Annotated in this window: 19 protein-coding genes and 4 tRNA genes; all 23 read left to right on the forward strand. The window is 54.8% G+C overall.

Annotation, left to right across the window (positions count from 1 at the left end; translation table 11 throughout):
* The first annotated feature begins 100 nt into the window (after window positions 1–100).
* The 23 genes from birA (at window position 101) to rplW (ending at window position 21,407) form a co-directional block, all read left to right on the forward strand.
* Complete coding sequence (gene birA / locus ALQ04_RS24845) at window positions 101–1,060, forward strand: bifunctional biotin--[acetyl-CoA-carboxylase] ligase/biotin operon repressor BirA (protein ID WP_122318562.1); 960 nt, start codon at window positions 101–103, stop codon at window positions 1,058–1,060.
* The gene (locus ALQ04_RS24850) at window positions 1,050–1,799 is read left to right on the forward strand and encodes a pantothenate kinase (protein WP_122318488.1); all 750 of its coding nucleotides are present in this window, start codon (window positions 1,050–1,052) and stop codon (window positions 1,797–1,799) included. The genes birA and ALQ04_RS24850 overlap by 11 nt, the downstream gene beginning before the upstream one ends.
* Before the next feature lie 7 nt (window positions 1,800–1,806).
* Entirely contained in the window at window positions 1,807–2,235 is a 429-nt protein-coding gene (locus tag ALQ04_RS24855) for a hypothetical protein (RefSeq protein WP_122318489.1), read from the forward strand.
* Window positions 2,236–2,378: 143 nt separating this feature from the next.
* Window positions 2,379–2,463 (forward strand) — tRNA-Tyr (locus tag ALQ04_RS24860).
* A 24-nt stretch (window positions 2,464–2,487) separates the two neighbouring features.
* Window positions 2,488–2,561, forward strand: a tRNA-Gly gene (locus tag ALQ04_RS24865).
* Window positions 2,562–2,587: 26 nt separating this feature from the next.
* Window positions 2,588–2,663, forward strand: a tRNA-Thr gene (locus ALQ04_RS24870).
* Window positions 2,664–2,833: 170 nt separating this feature from the next.
* Window positions 2,834–2,909: transfer RNA gene (locus tag ALQ04_RS24880), tRNA-Trp, on the forward strand.
* A 46-nt stretch (window positions 2,910–2,955) separates the two neighbouring features.
* The gene (gene secE / locus ALQ04_RS24885) at window positions 2,956–3,324 is read left to right on the forward strand and encodes a preprotein translocase subunit SecE (protein ID WP_122318491.1); all 369 of its coding nucleotides are present in this window, start codon (window positions 2,956–2,958) and stop codon (window positions 3,322–3,324) included.
* Window positions 3,325–3,333: 9 nt separating this feature from the next.
* Window positions 3,334–3,867 carry a transcription termination/antitermination protein NusG gene (gene nusG, locus ALQ04_RS24890; protein WP_025262062.1) on the forward strand — a complete coding sequence of 178 codons (534 nt, stop codon included), beginning with the start codon at window positions 3,334–3,336 and terminating at the stop codon, window positions 3,865–3,867.
* Window positions 3,868–3,985: 118 nt separating this feature from the next.
* A complete protein-coding gene (rplK, locus tag ALQ04_RS24895) occupies window positions 3,986–4,417 on the forward strand; it encodes a 50S ribosomal protein L11 (protein WP_025262061.1) in 432 nt (143 codons plus the stop codon).
* Complete coding sequence (gene rplA, locus ALQ04_RS24900) at window positions 4,417–5,112, forward strand: 50S ribosomal protein L1 (RefSeq protein WP_122318492.1); 696 nt, start codon at window positions 4,417–4,419, stop codon at window positions 5,110–5,112. Before rplK ends, rplA begins: the two co-directional genes overlap by 1 nt.
* 193 nt (window positions 5,113–5,305) lie before the next feature.
* Window positions 5,306–5,806: a 50S ribosomal protein L10 gene (gene rplJ, locus ALQ04_RS24905; RefSeq protein WP_122318493.1), complete on the forward strand. Its 501-nt coding sequence runs from the start codon at window positions 5,306–5,308 to the stop codon at window positions 5,804–5,806.
* Window positions 5,807–5,884: 78 nt separating this feature from the next.
* Window positions 5,885–6,250: a 50S ribosomal protein L7/L12 gene (gene rplL, locus ALQ04_RS24910; protein ID WP_025262058.1), complete on the forward strand. Its 366-nt coding sequence runs from the start codon at window positions 5,885–5,887 to the stop codon at window positions 6,248–6,250.
* Window positions 6,251–6,469: 219 nt separating this feature from the next.
* Entirely contained in the window at window positions 6,470–10,543 is a 4,074-nt protein-coding gene (gene rpoB, locus ALQ04_RS24915) for a DNA-directed RNA polymerase subunit beta (protein ID WP_122318494.1), read from the forward strand.
* 63 nt (window positions 10,544–10,606) lie between these two features.
* Window positions 10,607–14,806, forward strand: coding sequence for a DNA-directed RNA polymerase subunit beta' (gene rpoC / locus ALQ04_RS24920; protein ID WP_122318495.1), 4,200 nt, complete (start codon window positions 10,607–10,609; stop codon window positions 14,804–14,806).
* Window positions 14,807–15,004: 198 nt separating this feature from the next.
* On the forward strand, window positions 15,005–15,376 hold the full coding sequence (gene rpsL, locus ALQ04_RS24925; protein WP_002555494.1) for a 30S ribosomal protein S12: 372 nt from the start codon (window positions 15,005–15,007) through the stop codon (window positions 15,374–15,376).
* Between the two features lie 122 nt (window positions 15,377–15,498).
* Window positions 15,499–15,969, forward strand: coding sequence for a 30S ribosomal protein S7 (gene rpsG, locus ALQ04_RS24930; RefSeq protein ID WP_010490886.1), 471 nt, complete (start codon window positions 15,499–15,501; stop codon window positions 15,967–15,969).
* 30 nt (window positions 15,970–15,999) lie between these two features.
* Window positions 16,000–18,102: an elongation factor G gene (gene fusA / locus ALQ04_RS24935; RefSeq protein WP_122318496.1), complete on the forward strand. Its 2,103-nt coding sequence runs from the start codon at window positions 16,000–16,002 to the stop codon at window positions 18,100–18,102.
* A 31-nt stretch (window positions 18,103–18,133) separates the two neighbouring features.
* Window positions 18,134–19,327, forward strand: coding sequence for an elongation factor Tu (gene tuf, locus ALQ04_RS24940; RefSeq protein WP_025262054.1), 1,194 nt, complete (start codon window positions 18,134–18,136; stop codon window positions 19,325–19,327).
* A gap of 140 nt (window positions 19,328–19,467) precedes the next feature.
* Window positions 19,468–19,779 (forward strand): 30S ribosomal protein S10, encoded by a 312-nt coding sequence (gene rpsJ / locus ALQ04_RS24945; RefSeq protein WP_003186070.1) that lies wholly within the window; start codon window positions 19,468–19,470, stop codon window positions 19,777–19,779.
* 81 nt (window positions 19,780–19,860) lie between these two features.
* Window positions 19,861–20,496: a 50S ribosomal protein L3 gene (gene rplC / locus ALQ04_RS24950; RefSeq protein WP_004397052.1), complete on the forward strand. Its 636-nt coding sequence runs from the start codon at window positions 19,861–19,863 to the stop codon at window positions 20,494–20,496.
* A gap of 12 nt (window positions 20,497–20,508) precedes the next feature.
* The gene (gene rplD, locus ALQ04_RS24955; RefSeq protein WP_122318497.1) at window positions 20,509–21,111 is read left to right on the forward strand and encodes a 50S ribosomal protein L4; all 603 of its coding nucleotides are present in this window, start codon (window positions 20,509–20,511) and stop codon (window positions 21,109–21,111) included.
* A complete protein-coding gene (gene rplW / locus ALQ04_RS24960) occupies window positions 21,108–21,407 on the forward strand; it encodes a 50S ribosomal protein L23 (protein WP_002555488.1) in 300 nt (99 codons plus the stop codon). The genes rplD and rplW overlap by 4 nt, the downstream gene beginning before the upstream one ends.
* Window positions 21,408–21,417: the final 10 nt, after the last annotated feature.

A 21,417-nucleotide genomic window follows, 5' to 3' on the forward strand; every position in this document is an offset into this window, starting at 1 on the left:
TGGGGGTTTTGTCTTTGTGGGCCGAAAAACACTTGTTCGTTTCTATGCATTGCATGCGTGCGTGGCTATTATGCGTGCCTCATTGCTAGGCGATATTTACATGATGACCTTGTTAAGGCTTCTTGCTGATGGCGAGTTTCACTCCGGGCAGGTTCTGGGTGATGTTCTCGGCGTTAGCCGAAGCGCCGTCTGGAAGCAGCTTCAACAGCTTGAGGCTGAACTGAGCGTTGAGATACATAAGGTGCGTGGTCGTGGTTACCGGCTCGCACATCCCATCTCTCTTCTATCGTCGTCTTCCATATCGCAAAGCGGCCTGCCTTCGGGGTGGTCGGTCCATGTTGCGAGCTCTATCGACTCTACAAATGCCGAGGCAGTGCGTCTGATCGGTCAGGCTGCGGCTATGCCCATGCTGGTCCTGGCAGAGAGGCAGACGGCCGGAAGAGGCCGTCGGGGTCGCAAGTGGGTCAGTCCTTTTGGTGAAAACCTCTATTACAGCCTGGCGCTGCGTGTTGATGGCGGTATGCGCCAGCTTGAAGGTCTCAGCTTGCTTGTAGGGCTTGCTGTCATGCAGGTCTTGCGTGATTGCGGGGTCAAGGGCGCGGGGCTTAAATGGCCTAATGATGTCCTGGTGGGCAAGCGCAAGATTGCCGGCATTCTTCTTGAGTTGATCGGTGATCCCGCGGACGTATGTCACGTGGTGATCGGTGTGGGAATCAATGTAAATATGCAGTCTTCTGCCGATGTGGATCAGTCCTGGACATCCTTGCGCCTGGAGACAGGTGTTCTCTCTGATCGTAACGACCTGGCTGTACGTATCAGTCAAAAGCTCGATGCTTTGCTTGCCCGGCATCGGGAGCAGGGGTTTGCAGCGTTCCAGGCCGAGTGGGAGCAAGGGCATTTATGGCAGGGGTGTGCCGTTACGCTGCTCTCTGGTGTGGAAGTGGTTGAGGGGATTGTCTTGGGGGTCGATGTGCTTGGTGCATTACGTCTCGATGTAGCTGGTGTCGAGAAAAGCTTTAGTGGTGGTGAGCTTAGCCTGAGGTTGCGTGATGGTGCTTGAACTCGACTGCGGAAATAGCTTCATCAAGTGGCGTGTGATCAATGTGGGTGGCGTTGCGCTGTTTGCCGGTGGCGTAGTCGACTCTGACCAGGCGCTGCTGGAGCATTTGCGGCGTCTTCCCGGGCTGGCACTGAGTGCCTGTCGACTGGTCAGCGTACGCAGCGCTGAAGAGACCGAGAAACTCGTGTCTGCTCTTGTTCAGGGCTTCTCGATCCATCCTGTCTGTGCCGCTCCTGCGCGAGAGTTGGCGGGAGTTGTGAATGGCTATGATGACTATGAGCGCCTCGGGCTGGATCGCTGGCTTGCGTTCGTAGGGGCTTATCATGTTGCCCGCAAGGCCTGCCTGGTCATCGATCTGGGGACTGCAGTGACCTCGGACTTTGTCGATGCGAGCGGTCAGCACCTGGGTGGCTTCATCTGTCCGGGTATGCCGTTGATGCGCAATCAGCTACGCACCCACACGCGACGTATTCGATACGATGATGCGGCAGCCGAGCGTGCGCTCGTCAGTTTTGTGCCGGGGCGTGCAACCGCCGAGGCTGTCGAGCGTGGTTGCTCCTTGATGTTGCGAGGTTTTGCGCTGACGCAGCTGGATCTTGCCCGGAGCTACTGGGGTGATGATTTTTGTGTGTTCGTAACCGGTGGTGATGCCGCGCTGGTTGAAGGTGTGCTTACTGATGTTCGAGTGGTGCCTGACCTGGTTTTCGTCGGTTTGGCTCTGGCCTGTCCGTTACGCTGAGGTTTTTATGCGTTGGCTATTCCTTTTGTTGTTGATGTTGAATGCCTTCTACTACATCTGGCATCAACAAGAAGCTCCTCTGCGCGCCAAGGAGGTGCTGCCTCTGTCGCTGTATCGCGCTCCCCAGCAGGATATCCGCCTGCTCAGCGAGTCCGATCTGGGCCATGCCTCTCGTGAGGCGCAAACCAATTGTGTCTATCTGGGAGGTTTTCCTCGCCAGGAGGATGCGCGAGCTGTCGAGCAGCGTCTCAATAGCCTGGATATCCAGTCGCAGTTTCAGGTTTTACAGACGTCTGGTGTGAGTGGTTACTGGCTCAGGATTTCGCCAGAGAGTCGACGTCTGGTCGGGGATGGCGTGGTCAATCAGCTGCTTCAGGATTTTCCGCAATTAAAAAACAAAATAATGTCTTGTGAGGGCATTGCAACTGCGGAGTAGTTTGCATAGAATGGCGCCCGCTTCGCAGTGAGGTGTAAACCTCGCAAGTGAAGCTTGTAGTAGTCAACGCATGTAACCTCAGGTTTTTAATGAGAAAAAGGTTGACAGAAGGGTAGCATGAGTTGAGAATGCTGCCTCGCTTAGGAGGGGTTCCCGAGCGGCCAAAGGGATCAGACTGTAAATCTGACGTCTACGACTTCGAAGGTTCGAATCCTTCCCCCTCCACCATATTTAGCGCGATCTGCAAATTGCGCGGGTATAGTTTAGTGGTAGAACCTCAGCCTTCCAAGCTGATGATGCGGGTTCGATTCCCGCTACCCGCTCCATGTTTGTGGTTCTTGCAAAGTGTTTCGCTCTTGTAGCTCAGTTGGTAGAGCACACCCTTGGTAAGGGTGAGGTCAGCGGTTCAAATCCGCTCAAGAGCTCCATTGCTAAAGGCAGATATGAAAATATCTGCCTTTGTTTTAAGTAGCTTCGCTTTTGAAGTGTTGCGCTTAAAGCATTTGGTGGTGGCCTGCAGCATCTGCTGGTCGCTTCTGAATGAGTTGTTGAAAAACTTTTGTCAGGTCCGCATAATGGTCGGCCTGATTTCGCTTTTAGGTCAGTAGCTCAATTGGCAGAGCGACGGTCTCCAAAACCGTAGGTTGGGGGTTCGATTCCCTCCTGACCTGCCAGATTTCCTAGATGTAATCTGGCTTTCTTTTCACAGGATCTCCGTAGATGAATCCCAAGGCTGAAGCATCAGACTCGCGCTTTGACTCGCTTAAGTGGCTCCTGGTAGTCGCTTTGGTTGTCGTAGGTGTTGTCGGTAATCAGTATTACTCGTCCGCCCCGATTCTGTATCGCGTTCTGGCGCTTCTTGCGCTTGCTGCTGTTGCTGCATTTGTTGGTCTTCAAACCGGCAAGGGTAAAGCCTTTTTTGTCCTGGCAAAAGAAGCGCGCGCAGAGATCCGTAAAGTCGTATGGCCTACTCGCCAAGAAACCACGCAAACCACTCTGATTGTTGTGGCTGTTGTGTTGGTCATGGCGTTGCTGTTGTGGGGGCTCGATTCCCTGCTCGGCTGGCTTGTTTCCTTGATAGTTGGCTAAGGGTGTCCCGTGGCTAAGCGTTGGTACGTAGTGCATGCTTACTCGGGTTACGAGAAGCATGTCATGCGCTCTTTGATCGAGCGTGTGAAGCTGGCAGGCATGGAAGATGGCTTCGGCGAAATTCTGGTTCCCACTGAAGAAGTGGTTGAAATGCGTAATGGCCAGAAGCGCAAAAGCGAGCGTAAATTCTTCCCTGGATATGTGCTTGTACAGATGGAAATGAATGAGGGTACTTGGCACTTGGTCAAGGACACTCCTCGCGTCATGGGCTTCATTGGCGGTACTGCCGATAAGCCAGCTCCAATCACCGACAAAGAAGCAGAAGCAATTCTGCGTCGTGTTGCTGATGGCAGCGATAAGCCGAAGCCAAAAACACTATTCGAGCCGGGTGAGGTTGTACGTGTCACCGACGGTCCGTTTGCTGATTTTAATGGCACGGTCGAAGAAGTTAACTACGAAAAGAGCCGTATCCAAGTGGCTGTGCTCATTTTCGGACGTTCTACTCCGGTAGAGCTGGAGTTCAGTCAGGTCGAAAAGGCATAACTGAGCTGGAATCCCATACCCCGCAGCCTAAGGCTGTGGGGTTTTTTCGTCACTGGGATATACGTGTAAGTAGCCGGGGAGCCTTGATTGGCGTTTGAACCCGTAATTGGAGTGCCTCATGGCCAAGAAGATAACCGCATACATCAAGCTGCAAGTGAAAGCCGCTCAGGCTAACCCTAGCCCGCCAGTTGGTCCTGCTCTGGGTCAGCACGGTGTGAACATCATGGAATTCTGTAAAGCATTCAACGCCCGTACTCAGGGTCTTGAGCCAGGCTTGCCGACTCCAGTGATCATCACTGTATACAGCGACCGTAGCTTCACTTTTGAAACAAAAAGTACCCCTGCCTCGGTTCTGCTGAAGAAAGCTGCAGGTTTGACCAGCGGCTCGGCTCGTCCGAACACCGTTAAGGTTGGCACCGTGACTCGTGCTCAGCTGGAAGATATCGCCAAGGCCAAAAGTGCCGATCTGACAGCTGCTGACCTGGAAGCGGCCGTGCGTACTATCGCCGGTTCCGCTCGTAGCATGGGCCTTAACGTGGAGGGTGTGTAATGGCTAAGTTGACCAAACGTCAAAAGGCAATCGCTAGCAAGCTGGAAGCTGGCAAGGTCTACAACTTCGTAGACGCTGCTGCTCTGCTGACCGAGCTGTCTACCGTCAAGTTCAGCGAGTCTGTAGACGTTGCTGTTAATCTGGGCGTTGACCCTCGTAAGTCCGACCAGGTTGTTCGTAGCGCAACCGTTCTGCCGCACGGTACCGGTAAAACCGTACGTGTTGCTGTCTTCACCCAGGGCCCGGCTGCTGAAGCTGCTCTGGCTGCTGGTGCTGATCGTGTCGGCATGGACGATCTGGCTGCCGAAATGAAAGCTGGCGACCTGAACTATGACGTAGTTATTGCTTCTCCTGATGCAATGCGTGTTGTAGGTCAACTGGGTCAGGTTCTGGGTCCACGTGGCCTGATGCCTAACCCTAAAGTCGGCACTGTTACTCCTGACGTTGCTAACGCCGTCAAGAATGCCAAGGCTGGTCAGGTTCGTTATCGCACCGACAAAAACGGCATCATCCACACTTCCGTTGGCAAGGTCGGTTTCGACGCCGTCAAGCTGAAGGAAAACGTTGAAGCTCTGATCGCTGATCTCAAGCGCATCAAGCCAGCTTCCTCGAAAGGCATTTATGTCAAGCGCGTTACCCTGAGCACCACCATGGGCCCAGGCCTGGTCATCGACCAAGGCTCCCTGGACGCGTAAGACAGACGTAACACAGTTTTGTGTTACTAAAGATTGGGGTCCCTGCCTGGCGGGGGCTATCCAAGACCGTAGGCGACGCAAGTCTTAAACCTCAAGCCTACGCAGATGGTGCTCCCGGTTCCTTACCGAATCAGACACCAAAACGACATCCGGCCCTGGCCAGATGAAACGGTAACAAGCAGGAGTTAAACCCGTGGCAATTAAACTCGAAGACAAGAAGGCCATCGTCGCTGAAGTCAACGAGGCTGCCAAAGTCGCTCTGTCTGCTGTCGTGGCTGATGCCCGTGGCGTGACAGTAGGCGCAATGACCGGACTCCGTAAAGAGGCCCGTGAAGCTGGCGTATACGTGCGTGTAGTACGTAACACCCTGCTCAAGCGCGCTGTTGAAGGTACTGATTACAGTGTCCTCAACGATGCGTTCACAGGCCCGACCTTGATCGCGTTCTCCAATGAACATCCTGGCGCTGCTGCGCGTTTGTTCAAAGAGTTTGCGAAAGGTCAGGACAAGTTCGAGATCAAGGCAGCTGCGTTCGAGGGCAAGTTCCTCGCAGCTAATCAGATCGACGTACTGGCAACCTTGCCGACCCGTGACGAAGCAATTTCCCAGCTGATGAGCGTGATTCAAGGCGCTACCAGCAAATTGGCTCGTACTCTGGCGGCTGTTCGCGACCAGAAAGAAGCTGCCGCAGCCTAAGGCTGAGCACTTTTTCTCGCGTATTTTTGTTTATTTCGATGGTCGCGTAGGCCGTCCCCCAATTCAGGAATTAGATTCATGTCTATCTCTCAAGACGATATCCTCAACGCAGTAGCCGAGATGTCCGTTCTGCAAGTCGTTGAGCTGATCAAAGCTTTCGAAGAAAAATTCGGCGTAACTGCCGCTGCTGCTTCGGCTGGTCCAGCTGTTGCTGCTGCTGTTGTTGAAGAGCAAACCGAATTCAACGTCATGCTGACCGAAGCTGGCGAGAAGAAAGTTAACGTTATTAAAGCAGTTCGTGAACTGACCGGTCTGGGCCTGAAAGAAGCCAAGGCAGTCGTTGACGGCGCTCCAGCAATGGTTCTGGAAGCAGTAGCTAAAGACGCTGCTGAAAAAGCCAAAGCTGCTCTGGAAGAAGCAGGCGCCAAAGTCGAGCTGAAATAAGCATCGATTTTGAACGTCCAGCCCACGCGTTAAGCGAAAGGCTGATGGCTGGTGGCTTTTGCCACCGGCCTTTTTCCGTTACGGACGATTGGCTTTGCCAGCGTCCCTAACGTGCAAGTACCACCAAGATGGTGGCGCAAACCAAGGGGTTTGCACGATTTTCTGGCTGCTTCCGTCGGAGGGAGCCAAACAAGCAGGTGACCAAGCTGGGGAACGCTGATGGCTTACTCATATACTGAGAAAAAACGTATCCGCAAGGACTTTAGCAAGTTGCCGGACGTAATGGATGTGCCGTATCTACTGGCCATCCAGCTGGATTCGTATCGCGAATTCCTGCAGGCGGGAGCGACCAAAGATCAGTTCCGCGACGTCGGTCTGCATGCAGCCTTCAAATCCGTTTTCCCGATCATCAGCTACTCCGGCAATGCTGCGCTGGAGTATGTAGGTTATCGCTTGGGCGAACCGGCATTTGATGTCAAAGAGTGCGTGCTGCGCGGTGTGACTTACGCTGTACCTCTGCGAGTCAAGGTCCGTCTGATCATTTTCGACAAAGAATCGTCGAACAAAGCGATCAAGGACATCAAAGAGCAAGAAGTCTACATGGGTGAAATCCCCCTGATGACTGAAAACGGTACCTTCGTAATCAACGGTACCGAGCGCGTTATTGTGTCCCAGCTTCACCGTTCGCCAGGCGTATTCTTCGACCACGACCGTGGCAAGACGCATAGCTCCGGCAAGCTGCTGTACTCCGCTCGCATCATTCCTTACCGCGGTTCGTGGCTGGACTTCGAGTTCGATCCGAAAGACTGCGTATTCGTCCGTATCGACCGTCGTCGCAAGCTGCCTGCTTCCGTACTGCTGCGCGCCCTTGGTTATACAACCGAGCAAGTGCTTGATGCGTTCTACACCACCAACGTTTTCCACGTTCGCGGCGAAAACCTGAGCCTGGAGCTGGTACCTCAGCGCCTGCGTGGTGAGATTGCCGTCCTCGATATCCTGGACGCCAACGGCAAGGTTATTGTCGAGCAAGGTCGCCGTATTACCGCTCGTCACATCAACCAGCTGGAAAAAGCCGGTATCAAAGAGCTGGAAGTGCCGCTGGACTACGTCCTGGGCCGCACTACCGCCAAGGTCATCGTGCACCCGGCGACTGGCGAAATCATCGCTGAGTGCAACACCGAGCTGAACACTGAAATCCTGGCAAAAATCGCCAAGGCTCAGGTTGTCCGCATCGAAACGTTGTACACCAACGACATCGATTGCGGTCCGTTCATCTCCGACACATTGAAGATCGATTCCACCGGCAACCAACTGGAAGCCCTGGTAGAAATCTATCGCATGATGCGTCCTGGCGAGCCGCCAACCAAGGATGCCGCCGAGACACTGTTCAACAACCTGTTCTTCAGTCCAGAGCGCTACGACCTGTCTGCTGTAGGTCGCATGAAGTTCAACCGTCGTATCGGTCGCACCGAGATCGAAGGTTCGGGCGTTCTGTGCAAGGAAGATATCGTTGCTGTTCTCAAGACTCTCGTCGATATCCGTAACGGTAAAGGCATTGTCGATGACATCGACCACCTCGGTAACCGTCGTGTTCGTTGCGTTGGCGAAATGGCCGAGAACCAGTTCCGGGTCGGTCTGGTCCGCGTAGAGCGTGCGGTCAAAGAGCGTCTGTCCATGGCAGAAAGCGAAGGCCTGATGCCTCAGGACCTGATCAACGCCAAGCCTGTCGCAGCGGCAGTCAAGGAGTTCTTCGGTTCCAGCCAGCTTTCCCAGTTCATGGACCAGAACAACCCGCTTTCCGAGATTACTCACAAGCGTCGTGTTTCTGCACTCGGCCCTGGTGGTCTGACTCGTGAGCGCGCCGGCTTTGAAGTTCGTGACGTACACCCGACTCACTACGGTCGTGTATGCCCGATTGAAACACCGGAAGGTCCGAACATCGGTCTGATCAACTCCCTGGCGGCCTATGCCCGCACCAACCAGTATGGTTTCCTCGAGAGCCCGTACCGCGTTGTGAAGGAAGGTCTGGTAACCGACGAAATCGTTTTCCTTTCGGCAATCGAAGAAGCGGACCACGTCATTGCACAGGCTTCGGCCGCAATGAACGACAAGCAGGAACTGATCGACGAGCTGGTAGCTGTTCGTCACCTGAACGAATTTACCGTCAAGGCGCCTGCCGACGTAACCCTGATGGACGTTTCGCCCAAGCAGGTAGTTTCGGTCGCAGCGTCCCTGATTCCGTTCCTTGAGCACGACGACGCCAACCGTGCGTTGATGGGCTCGAACATGCAGCGTCAGGCTGTACCAACCCTGCGTGCCGACAAGCCGTTGGTCGGTACCGGCATGGAGCGTAACGTTGCCCGTGACTCCGGCGTTTGTGTCGTTGCTCGTCGTGGTGGTGTGATCGACTCGGTTGATGCAAGCCGTATCGTTGTTCGTGTTGCCGATGACGAAGTTGAAACGGGCGAGGCGGGTGTAGATATCTACAACCTGACCAAGTACACCCGCTCCAACCAGAACACCTGCATCAACCAGCGTCCGCTGGTGAGCAAGGGTGATCGCGTTCAGCGCAGCGACATCATGGCTGATGGCCCGTCCACCGACATGGGTGAGCTGGCTCTGGGTCAGAACATGCGTATCGCGTTCATGGCCTGGAACGGTTTCAACTTCGAAGACTCCATCTGTCTGTCGGAGCGCGTTGTTCAGGAAGACCGTTTCACCACGATCCACATTCAGGAACTGACCTGTGTGGCGCGTGACACCAAGCTTGGCCCAGAGGAAATCACTGCAGACATCCCGAACGTGGGTGAAGCTGCGCTGAACAAGCTGGACGAAGCCGGTATCGTTTACGTAGGTGCCGAAGTCGGCGCTGGCGACATCCTGGTCGGCAAGGTCACTCCGAAAGGCGAGACCCAGCTGACCCCGGAAGAAAAACTGCTGCGCGCCATCTTCGGTGAGAAAGCCAGCGACGTTAAAGACACTTCCCTGCGTGTGCCGACCGGTACCAAAGGTACTGTCATCGACGTTCAGGTCTTCACCCGTGATGGTGTAGAGCGTGATGCTCGCGCGCTGTCCATCGAGAAGTCGCAACTCGACGAGATCCGCAAGGATCTGAACGAAGAGTTCCGTATTGTCGAAGGCGCTACTTTCGAGCGTCTGCGTGCTGCGCTGGTTGGTCGTGTAGTTGAAGGTGGCGCTGGCCTGAAAAAAGGTCAGGAAATCACTGATGAAGTCCTGGATGGTCTTGAGCATGGGCAGTGGTTCAAACTGCGTATGGCTGAAGATGCTCTGAACGAGCAGCTTGAAAAGGCTCAGGCTTACATCGTTGATCGTCGTCGCCTGCTCGATGACAAGTTTGAAGACAAGAAACGCAAGCTGCAGCAAGGCGATGACCTGGCTCCAGGCGTTCTGAAAATCGTCAAGGTCTACCTGGCAATCCGTCGTCGCATCCAGCCGGGCGACAAGATGGCCGGTCGTCACGGTAACAAGGGTGTGGTCTCCGTGATCATGCCGGTTGAAGACATGCCGCACGATGCCAACGGCACGCCGGTGGATATCGTCCTCAACCCGTTGGGCGTACCTTCGCGTATGAACGTTGGTCAGATTCTCGAAACTCACCTGGGCCTCGCGGCCAAAGGTCTGGGCGAGAAAATCAACCGCATGCTCGAAGAGCAGCGCAAGGTTGCTGAACTGCGTAAGTTCCTCAACGAGATCTACAACGAAATCGGTGGCCGCCAGGAAAGCCTGGATGACCTGTCCGACAAGGAAGTACAGGATCTCGCGAAGAACCTTCGTAACGGCGTGCCTATGGCAACTCCGGTGTTCGACGGTGCCAAGGAAAGTGAAATCAAGGCAATGCTCAAACTGGCAGATATGCCGGAAAGCGGCCAGATGCAACTGTTCGACGGCCGTACCGGCAACAAGTTCGAGCGTGCTGTAACAGTTGGCTACATGTACATGCTGAAGCTGAACCACTTGGTGGACGACAAGATGCACGCGCGTTCCACTGGTTCTTACAGCCTGGTTACCCAGCAGCCGCTGGGTGGTAAGGCGCAGTTCGGTGGTCAGCGTTTCGGGGAGATGGAAGTCTGGGCGCTGGAAGCATACGGCGCGGCGTACACTCTGCAAGAAATGCTCACAGTGAAGTCGGACGATGTGAACGGTCGGACCAAGATGTACAAGAACATCGTGGACGGCGATCACCGTATGGAGCCGGGCATGCCCGAGTCCTTCAACGTGTTGATCAAAGAAATCCGTTCGCTCGGTATCGATATCGATCTGGAAACCGAATAACACGTGACGCGATCGGGGGCAGGGCGGTATTGCCTGCTCCCTGCTCCGCCAGGAGGAAAGGCCTTGAAAGACCTACTGAATTTGCTGAAAAACCAGGGTCAAGTCGAAGAATTCGACGCGATCCGTATCGGGTTGGCGTCGCCTGAGATGATCCGTTCGTGGTCGTTCGGTGAAGTTAAAAAGCCGGAAACCATCAACTACCGTACGTTCAAGCCTGAGCGTGATGGCCTGTTCTGCGCCAAGATCTTTGGCCCGGTCAAGGATTACGAGTGCCTGTGCGGTAAGTACAAGCGCCTGAAGCATCGTGGTGTCATCTGCGAGAAGTGCGGTGTTGAAGTCGCACTGGCCAAGGTTCGTCGTGAGCGCATGGCGCACATCGAACTGGCTTCGCCGGTTGCCCACATCTGGTTCCTGAAGTCCCTGCCGTCCCGTATCGGCCTGCTGATGGACATGACCCTGCGTGATATCGAGCGCGTTCTCTACTTCGAGAGCTATGTCGTTATCGATCCAGGCATGACCACCCTTGAAAAAGGTCAGCTGCTGAATGACGAGCAGTATTTCGAAGCGCTGGAAGAGTTCGGTGATGATTTCGATGCCCGCATGGGTGCCGAAGCCGTCCGCGAACTGCTGCACGCTATCGATCTGGAGCACGAGATTGGCCGTCTGCGTGAAGAGATTCCGCAAACCAACTCCGAAACCAAAATCAAGAAGCTGTCCAAGCGTCTGAAACTGATGGAAGCCTTCCAGGGTTCGGGCAACCTGCCTGAGTGGATGGTTCTGACCGTTCTGCCGGTTCTGCCGCCAGATCTGCGTCCATTGGTTCCGCTGGATGGTGGCCGTTTCGCGACTTCCGACCTCAACGATCTGTATCGTCGAGTGATCAACCGTAACAACCGCTTGAAGCGTCTGCTCGATCTGTCCGCTCCGGACATCATCGTGCGCAACGAAAAGCGTATGTTGCAGGAAGCTGTCGATGCGCTGCTCGACAACGGTCGCCGTGGTCGCGCTATTACCGGTTCCAACAAGCGTCCTCTGAAATCCCTGGCCGACATGATCAAGGGTAAACAAGGTCGTTTCCGTCAGAACTTGCTCGGTAAGCGTGTTGACTACTCCGGTCGTTCGGTAATTACCGTTGGTCCGACCCTGCGTCTGCACCAGTGCGGTCTGCCGAAAAAGATGGCTCTCGAGCTGTTCAAGCCGTTCATTTTCGGCAAGCTGGAAATGCGTGGCCTGGCCACGACCATCAAAGCTGCCAAGAAGATGGTCGAGCGCGAGCTGCCAGAAGTCTGGGACGTTCTCGCTGAAGTGATTCGCGAACACCCGGTACTCCTCAACCGTGCACCGACTCTTCACCGTCTGGGTATCCAGGCGTTCGAGCCGGTCCTGATTGAAGGCAAGGCGATCCAGCTTCACCCTCTGGTCTGTGCTGCGTACAACGCCGACTTCGACGGTGACCAGATGGCTGTTCACGTACCGCTGACGCTGGAAGCCCAGCTCGAAGCGCGTGCGCTGATGATGTCTACCAACAACATCCTTTCGCCAGCGAACGGTGAGCCAATCATCGTTCCTTCGCAGGACGTTGTACTGGGTCTGTACTACATGACCCGTGAAGCGATCAACGCCAAGGGCGAAGGTCGTGTGTTTGCGGACCTGCAGGAAGTCGACCGCGTATTCCGCGCCGGCGAAGCTGCTCTGCACGCCAAGGTCAAAGTCCGTATCCATGAAACGGTCAACGATCGTGATGGCGGCAGCGTCAAGAACACCCGTATTGTCGACACTACCGTCGGCCGTGCGTTGCTGTTCCAGGTGGTTCCGGCCGGCCTGTCCTACGACGTCGTCAACCAGCCGATGAAGAAGAAGGCGATCTCCAAGCTCATCAACCAGTGCTATCGCGTGGTTGGTCTGAAAGAGACCGTTATCTTTGCTGACCAGTTGATGTACACCGGTTTTGCCTATTCGACCATTTCGGGTGTTTCGATCGGTGTTAACGACTTCGTTATCCCGGACGAGAAAGCTCGCATCATCGACGCGGCTACCGAAGAAGTTAAAGAGATCGAAAGTCAGTACGCCTCGGGTCTGGTTACTCAGGGCGAGAAGTACAACAAGGTGATCGACCTCTGGTCCAAGGCCAACGATGAAGTCTCCAAGGCGATGATGTCGAACCTCTCGAAAGAGAAGGTTGTCGATCGCCACGGTGAGACTGTTGACCAGGAATCGTTCAACTCGATGTACATGATGGCTGACTCCGGCGCCCGGGGCTCTGCTGCTCAGATCCGTCAGTTGGCCGGTATGCGTGGTCTGATGGCCAAGCCGGACGGCTCGATCATCGAGACGCCGATTACTGCGAACTTCCGTGAAGGCTTGAGCGTACTTCAGTACTTCATCTCGACTCACGGTGCTCGTAAAGGTCTGGCGGATACCGCGTTGAAAACCGCGAACTCCGGTTACCTGACCCGTCGTCTGGTGGATGTTGCCCAGGATCTGGTCGTTACCGAAGTTGATTGCGGTACCGAACATGGCCTGCTGATGACTCCGCACATTGAAGGCGGTGACGTTGTAGAGCCACTGGGTGAGCGCGTTCTGGGTCGAGTCATTGCCCGTGACGTATTCAAGCCAGGCACCGAAGACGTCATCGTGCCTGCTGGCACTCTGGTAGACGAGAAGTGGGTCGAGTTCATCGAGCTGAACAGCATCGACGAAGTAATCGTTCGTTCGCCAATCAGCTGCGAAACCCGCTACGGCATCTGCGCCAAGTGCTACGGTCGTGATCTGGCTCGTGGTCACCAGGTGAACATCGGTGAAGCTGTCGGCGTTATCGCTGCCCAGTCGATCGGTGAGCCGGGTACCCAGCTGACCATGCGTACGTTCCACATCGGTGGTGCTGCAAGCCGGACCTCGGCTGCCGACAGCGTCCAGGTGAAGAACGGCGGTACTGTTCGCCTGCACAACCTCAAGCACGTTGAGCGTGTCGACGGCCATCTGGTTGCCGTATCGCGTTCGGGCGAGCTGGCTATCGCTGATGACTTCGGTCGTGAGCGTGAGCGTTACAAGCTGCCTTACGGTGCAGTGATTTCGGTGAAGGAAGGCGACAAGGTCGACGCTGGTTCGATCGTGGCCAAGTGGGATCCGCACACCCACCCAATCGTCACCGAGATGAAAGGTACCGTGACCTACGTGGGCATGGAAGAAGGCATCACGATCAAGCGTCAGACAGACGAATTGACCGGTATGACCAACATTGAAGTTCTCGACGCCAAAGACCGTCCAGCTGCCGGTAAGGACATCCGTCCTGCCGTGAAGATGGTTGGCCTGGATGGCAAGGATCTGCTGTTGCCTGGTACCGACGTACCGGCCCAGTACTTCCTGCCAGCCAACGCCCTGGTCGGTGTTGCGGACGGTGCGCAGATCGCGATCGGTGATGTTATCGCTCGTATCCCGCAAGAAACCTCGAAAACCCGTGACATCACCGGTGGTCTGCCGCGTGTTGCCGACCTGTTCGAGGCTCGTCGTCCGAAAGAGGCGTCGATTCTTGCTGAAGTCAGCGGCACCATCGCGTTCGGTAAAGAGACCAAGGGCAAGCGTCGCCTGGTCATTACCCCGAACGACGGTAGCGATCCGTACGAAGAGCTGATCCCGAAATGGCGTCACCTGAACGTCTTCGAGGGTGAGCAGGTAAACCGTGGTGAAGTTATTTCCGACGGTCCTAGCGATCCGCACGACATCCTGCGTCTGTTGGGTGTCAGCGCTCTCGCCAAGTACATCGTCAACGAGATCCAGGACGTTTATCGTCTGCAAGGCGTGAAGATCAACGACAAGCACATCGAGACCATCCTGCGTCAGATGCTGCGCAAGGTTGAGATTGCCGAGTCTGGCGATTCGAGTTTCATCAAGGGCGACCAGATGGAGCTGACTCACGTTCTGGTAGAGAACGAGCGTCTGAGCACGGAAGACAAGTTCGTCTCCAAGTTCACTCGTGTATTGCTGGGTATCACCAAGGCTTCCCTGTCCACTGAGTCGTTCATCTCCGCGGCCTCCTTCCAGGAGACAACCCGCGTACTGACCGAAGCAGCTGTGACTGGCAAGCGTGACTACCTGCGCGGCCTGAAGGAAAACGTGGTCGTGGGTCGTCTGATCCCGGCCGGTACCGGTCTGGCGTACCACAGCGAGCGTAAACGTCGCCGTGATATCGACAAACCGTTGCGTGTCAGCGCGAGCGAAGTAGAAGCCGCTCTGACTGAAGCGTTGAACTCCAGCGGTAATTAAGAGTAAAGCCTCGGCGTTTTCTTCTGATGAATTGCAGCATTTTGTTGCGTTCGCCGGAGGAAGACGTCGGGGCTTTGCCTTGACTGGGGGCAGGATCCTCTTTAGACTCTTGTACCCCTAAATTTGGCGGGACTTCTGTCCTGTCATTTGCTTTTCTTGTAAGACAATAGCGTCGCAAGACAACAGTGGAGCTAGTAGATGGCAACTATCAACCAGCTGGTACGTCAGCCGCGTAAGCGTATCGTCGAGAAATCCGACGTGCCTGCGCTGCAGAACTGCCCGCAACGTCGCGGTGTGTGCACTCGTGTGTATACCACCACGCCGAAAAAACCTAACTCGGCATTGCGTAAAGTCTGCCGTGTGCGCCTGACCAACGGTTTCGAGGTTTCCTCGTACATCGGTGGTGAAGGTCACAACCTGCAAGAGCACAGCGTGGTACTGATCCGTGGCGGTCGTGTAAAAGACTTGCCAGGTGTTCGCTATCACACCGTTCGTGGTTCTTTGGATACTTCCGGCGTTAAAGGTCGTAACCAGGGTCGCTCGAAATACGGTACCAAGAAGCCTAAGTAGTATTTGGTTTCTGTTTGAATTTGCAGATTTCTATTTTTCTGAGTCGATAAGAGTAAGGTCGGACGCATTCCTCAGGGGATGGTGGTTCCGAGCTAACCTGAAGACCGTTTGAGGGCTTATCCATGCCAAGAAGACGCGTAGCAGCCAAGCGCGAAGTGCTTGACGATCCAAAATACGGAAGCCAAATCCTGGCCAAGTTCATGAACCACGTGATGGAAAGCGGCAAGAAAGCCGTTGCCGAGCGTATCGTTTATGGCGCGCTGGACAAGGTTAAAGAACGCAAGAACAGCGACCCCCTGGAAATCTTCGAGAAAGCTCTCGACGCCATCGCTCCGCTGGTCGAAGTAAAGTCGCGCCGTGTAGGCGGTGCTACTTACCAGGTTCCGGTTGAAGTTCGTCCTTCCCGTCGTAATGCATTGGCAATGCGCTGGCTGGTAGACTTCGCGCGCAAGCGCGGTGAGAAGTCTATGGCTCTGCGTTTGGCTGGCGAACTGCTGGACGCCGCCGAAGGTAAAGGTGCTGCAGTTAAGAAGCGTGAAGACGTGCACCGTATGGCTGAAGCCAACAAGGCTTTCTCGCACTACCGCTTCTAATTTTAGCGTCACTAATTTTGCGAGGGCTTTATGGCTCGTACAACCGATATTAAACGCTACCGTAACATTGGTATCGTTGCTCACGTGGACGCGGGTAAAACCACGACTACTGAGCGCGTCCTGTTCTATACAGGCGTGAACCACAAAATGGGCGAGGTGCATGATGGCGCCGCGACCATGGACTGGATGGTGCAGGAGCAGGAGCGGGGTATTACCATTACTTCCGCTGCTACTACCGCCTTCTGGGAAGGTTCGGTCAAGCAGTTCCCGAAACACCGCTTCAACATCATCGATACCCCTGGCCACGTTGACTTCACTATTGAAGTAGAGCGTTCGCTGCGCGTACTCGACGGCGCTGTCGTTGTGTTCTGCGGTACCTCGGGTGTTGAGCCTCAGTCGGAAACCGTATGGCGTCAAGCCAACAAGTACGGTGTTCCACGTCTTGTTTACGTAAACAAGATGGACCGTGCCGGTGCCAACTTCCTGCGCGTGATCGGCCAGATCAAGCAGCGTCTGGGTCACACTCCTGTGCCTATTCAGCTGGCAATCGGTGCTGAAGACAACTTCCAGGGTCAGATCGATCTGATGTCCATGGAAGCTGTTTACTGGAATGATGCCGACAAGGGCATGGCTCCACGTCGCGAAGCTATCCCTGCTGAACTGCAGGAGCTGGCTGAAGAGTGGCGCAGCAACATGGTTGAGGCAGCTGCCGAAGCCAACGAAGAGCTGATGAACAAGTACCTCGAGGGTGAAGAGCTCTCCATCGAGGAAATCAAGGGCGCTCTGCGTCAGCGTACAATCGCTGGTGAAATCGTTCTTGCTGTTTGCGGTTCCTCTTTCAAGAACAAGGGTGTTCCCCTGGTTCTCGACGCCGTTATCGACTACCTGCCGGCACCTGTCGACATTCCAGCCATCAAGGGTTCCGATCCGGATGACGAGACTGTCGAAATGGAGCGTCATGCAGACGACAACGAGCCGTTCTCGGCTCTGGCGTTCAAGATCGCTACCGACCCATTCGTGGGTACCTTGACCTTTGCTCGCGTTTACTCGGGCGTGTTGAGCTCCGGCGATGGCGTGATCAACTCGGTAAAAGGCAAGAAAGAGCGCGTTGGTCGTATGGTGCAAATGCATGCGAACACCCGTGAAGAGATCAAAGAGGTTCGCGCTGGCGACATCGCGGCTCTGATCGGCATGAAGGATGTCACCACTGGTGATACCCTCTGCTCGTCTGATAAGCCAATCATCCTGGTTCGTATGGACTTCCCGGAGCCGGTTATCTCGGTTGCCGTTGAGCCAAAAACCAAGGATGACCAGGAAAAAATGGGTATCGCTCTGGGCAAACTCGCTCAGGAAGACCCTTCTTTCCGCGTCAAGACTGATGAAGAGACTGGTCAAACGATCATCTCTGGCATGGGCGAATTGCACCTGGACATCCTGGTTGACCGGATGCGCCGTGAGTTCAACGTCGAAGCCAACATCGGTAAACCACAAGTTTCCTATCGTGAGAAGATCACGAAGGCTTGTGAGATCGAAGGCAAGTTCGTTCGTCAGTCCGGCGGTCGTGGTCAGTTTGGCCATTGCTGGATCCGTTTTGCTCCTGCTGATGAAGGTCAGGAAGGTCTGCAATTCGTGAACGAAGTGGTTGGTGGTGTTGTTCCTAAGGAATACATCCCTGCCATCCAGAAAGGCATCGAAGAGCAGATGAAGAACGGTGTTGTTGCCGGCTATCCGCTGATCGGCCTGAAGGCTACCGTTTTCGATGGTTCTTACCACGACGTCGACTCCAACGAGATGGCGTTCAAGGTGGCGGCCTCCATGGCGACCAAGCAACTGGCTACCAAAGGTGGCGGTGTTGTTCTTGAGCCGATCATGAAGGTTGAAGTTGTAACACCTGAGGACTACATGGGTGACGTGATGGGTGACCTGAACCGTCGTCGTGGTCTGATCCAGGGTATGGAAGATACGGTTTCCGGCAAGGTTATCCGCGCCGAAGTTCCGTTGGGTGAGATGTTCGGTTATGCGACCGACGTCCGCTCCATGTCTCAGGGTCGCGCGAGCTACTCTATGGAATTCTCCAAATACTCCGAAGCTCCGTCGAATGTCGTCGAAGCTATCGTTAAAAAACAAGGCTGATTCAGCCCCTTTAGGCTAGGAGTTCACTGTCGTGGCTAAAGAAAAATTTGAACGTAACAAACCGCACGTCAACGTTGGCACCATCGGTCACGTTGACCACGGTAAAACCACTCTGACCGCTGCTCTGACTCGCGTTTGTTCCGAAGTTTTCGGTTCGGCTAAAGTCGACTTCGACAAAATCGACAGCGCGCCAGAAGAAAAGGCTCGTGGTATCACCATCAACACTGCACACGTAGAGTACGATTCGTCCGTACGTCACTACGCGCACGTTGACTGCCCAGGTCACGCCGACTACGTCAAGAACATGATCACCGGTGCTGCCCAGATGGACGGCGCTATCCTGGTTTGTTCGGCTGCCGATGGTCCGATGCCACAAACTCGTGAGCACATCCTGCTGTCCCGTCAGGTTGGCGTTCCGTACATCGTTGTCTTCCTGAACAAGGCTGACATGGTTGACGACGCTGAGCTGCTGGAACTGGTCGAAATGGAAGTTCGCGATCTGCTGAGCACCTACGACTTCCCAGGTGACGATACTCCTATCATCATCGGTTCGGCTCTGATGGCTCTGAACGGCCAAGACGACAACGAAATGGGTACTTCGGCTGTCAAGAAGCTGGTTGAAACTCTGGACAGCTACATCCCAGAGCCGGAGCGCGCTATCGACAAGCCGTTCCTGATGCCAATCGAAGACGTATTCTCGATCTCCGGTCGCGGTACTGTTGTAACTGGTCGTGTTGAGCGTGGCATCATCAAGATCCAGGAAGAAGTAGAAATCGTAGGTCTGCGTGACACTACCAAGACTACTTGCACTGGCGTTGAGATGTTCCGCAAGCTGCTGGACGAAGGTCGTGCTGGTGAGAACTGTGGCGTTCTGCTGCGTGGCACCAAGCGTGACGACGTTGAGCGTGGCCAGGTTCTGGTCAAGCCAGGCACCGTCAAGCCGCACACTCAGTTCGAAGCTGAAATCTACGTTCTGAGCAAAGAAGAAGGTGGTCGTCATACTCCTTTCTTCAAAGGCTATCGTCCACAGTTCTACTTCCGTACTACCGACGTAACTGGTAGCTGCGAACTGCCGGAAGGCGTAGAAATGGTTATGCCAGGTGATAACGTTAAAGTTTCCGTTACCCTGATCAAGCCAATCGCAATGGAAGACGGTCTGCGTTTCGCTATTCGTGAAGGCGGTCGTACCGTCGGCGCTGGCGTCGTAGCCAAAATCATCGCCTAAGCGTTGATTCCAGAAAAAGCCTCCGCTTGCGGGGGCTTTTTTATTGGGTTGACACTCTGGTATCTCGTCTATAGAATTGCGCCTCCTTTTAACGGGCGTATTGCGCTCGGTGGGAACAGCAATCTGGAGTCTGAAATCCAATGCAAAATCAGCAAATCCGTATCAGGTTGAAGGCTTTTGACCATCGCCTGATCGACCAATCAACCCAGGAAATCGTGGAAACCGCGAAACGTACTGGTGCACAGGTGCGTGGTCCGATTCCACTGCCGACCCGTAAAGAGCGGTTCACCGTTCTGGTCTCTCCGCACGTCAACAAAGACGCGCGCGACCAGTACGAGATCCGTACTCATAAGCGCGTACTGGACATCGTCCAGCCAACGGATAAAACCGTTGATGCTCTTATGAAGCTTGATCTTGCGGCCGGTGTGGAAGTACAGATCAGCCTCGGCTAAGACTTGGGTCTTAGTCGTGTAACGCTCTGAAATGGGCGGCCATAGCGGGTGAAAGCCCCGTACACTCATGAGGTTTACAACATGACTATTGGTGTAGTCGGTCGTAAATGCGGTATGACCCGTATTTTCACCGAAGAAGGTGTCTCCATTCCGGTCACGGTCATTGAGATCGAGCCGAATCGCGTCACTCAGTTCAAAACCGAAGAAACCGATGGCTATCGTGCAGTGCAAGTCACTGTCGGCGAGCGTCGCGCTTCGCGTGTTACAGCCGCTCAGGCTGGCCACTTCGCCAAGGCGAACGTAGCTGCCGGTCGTACTGTCATGGAATTCCGTCTTGAAGAAGGCGAGTACCAGGCTGGCGATCAGATCAACGCTGAAATCTTCGCTGCTGGTCAACTGGTTGATGTAACCGGTCAGTCCAAGGGTAAAGGCTTCCAGGGTACGATCAAGCGCTGGAATTTCCGTGGTCAGGATAACACCCACGGTAACTCCGTCTCCCACCGCGTCCCGGGCTCTATCGGCCAGTGCCAGACTCCTGGTCGTGTATTCAAGGGCAAGAAAATGTCCGGTCATATGGGCGCTGAGCGCGTGACCGTGCAGTCCCTGGAAGTAGTGCGCGTGGACGCTGAACGCAATCTGTTGTTGGTCAAGGGCGCTGTTCCTGGCGCTACTGGCGGCAACCTGGTTGTACGTCCAGCAGCCAAGGCTCGCGGTTAAGGGGAAGCTGACATGCAATTAAATGTAAATGACGCTCAAGCAATCGAAGTTTCCGAACTGACATTTGGCGGCGAATTCAACGAGACGCTGGTTCACCAGGCAGTCGTGGCCTACATGGCTGGCGGTCGTCAGGGTAGCAAGCAGCAAAAGACCCGTTCTGACGTTTCCGGTGGCGGTAAGCGCCCATGGCGTCAAAAGGGTACTGGTCGCGCTCGTGCCGGTACTATCCGTAGCCCAATCTGGCGTGGCGGTGGTACTACTTTCGCAGCACGTCCACAGGATCACTCTCAGAAGCTCAACAAGAAGATGTATCGCGCAGCTCTGCGCTCCATCCTTGCTGAACTGGTTCGTACTGATCGTCTGGTCGTGGTTCAGGATTTCGCTGTTGAAGCACCGAAAACCAAAGACTTGCTTGGCAAGCTGAACGGCATGGGTCTGACTGATGTTCTGATCGTGTCCGACGCTGTTGACCAGAATCTGTACCTGGCTGCTCGTAACCTGCCGCACGTAGATGTACGTGACGTTCAAGGTTCCGATCCAGTTAGTCTGATCGCATACGACAAAGTGTTGATCACTGTGTCGGCCGTGAAGAAATTCGAGGAGCTGCTGGGATGAACCAGGAACGCGTATTTAAAGTTCTACTTGGCCCGCACGTTTCCGAAAAGGCCACGGTTCTGGCTGACAAGAAAGGCCAGTTCGTTTTCAAGGTTGCTACCGATGCAACCAAGCTGGAAATCAAGAAGGCCGTCGAAAGCCTGTTCAGCGTGAAAGTAGAGCGTGTTACTACCCTGAATGTTCTGGGTAAGAGCAAGCGCACTGCTCGCGGTCTGGGCAAGCGTAATGACTGGAAGAAGGCAGTTATCTCCCTTCAGCCAGGCCAAGATCTCGATTTCAGCAGCAGTGCTGAGTAAGGAAGGGGTG

The sequence above is a fragment of the Pseudomonas cichorii genome (assembly GCF_003700275.1).
Classification (GTDB): domain Bacteria; phylum Pseudomonadota; class Gammaproteobacteria; order Pseudomonadales; family Pseudomonadaceae; genus Aquipseudomonas; species Aquipseudomonas cichorii_B.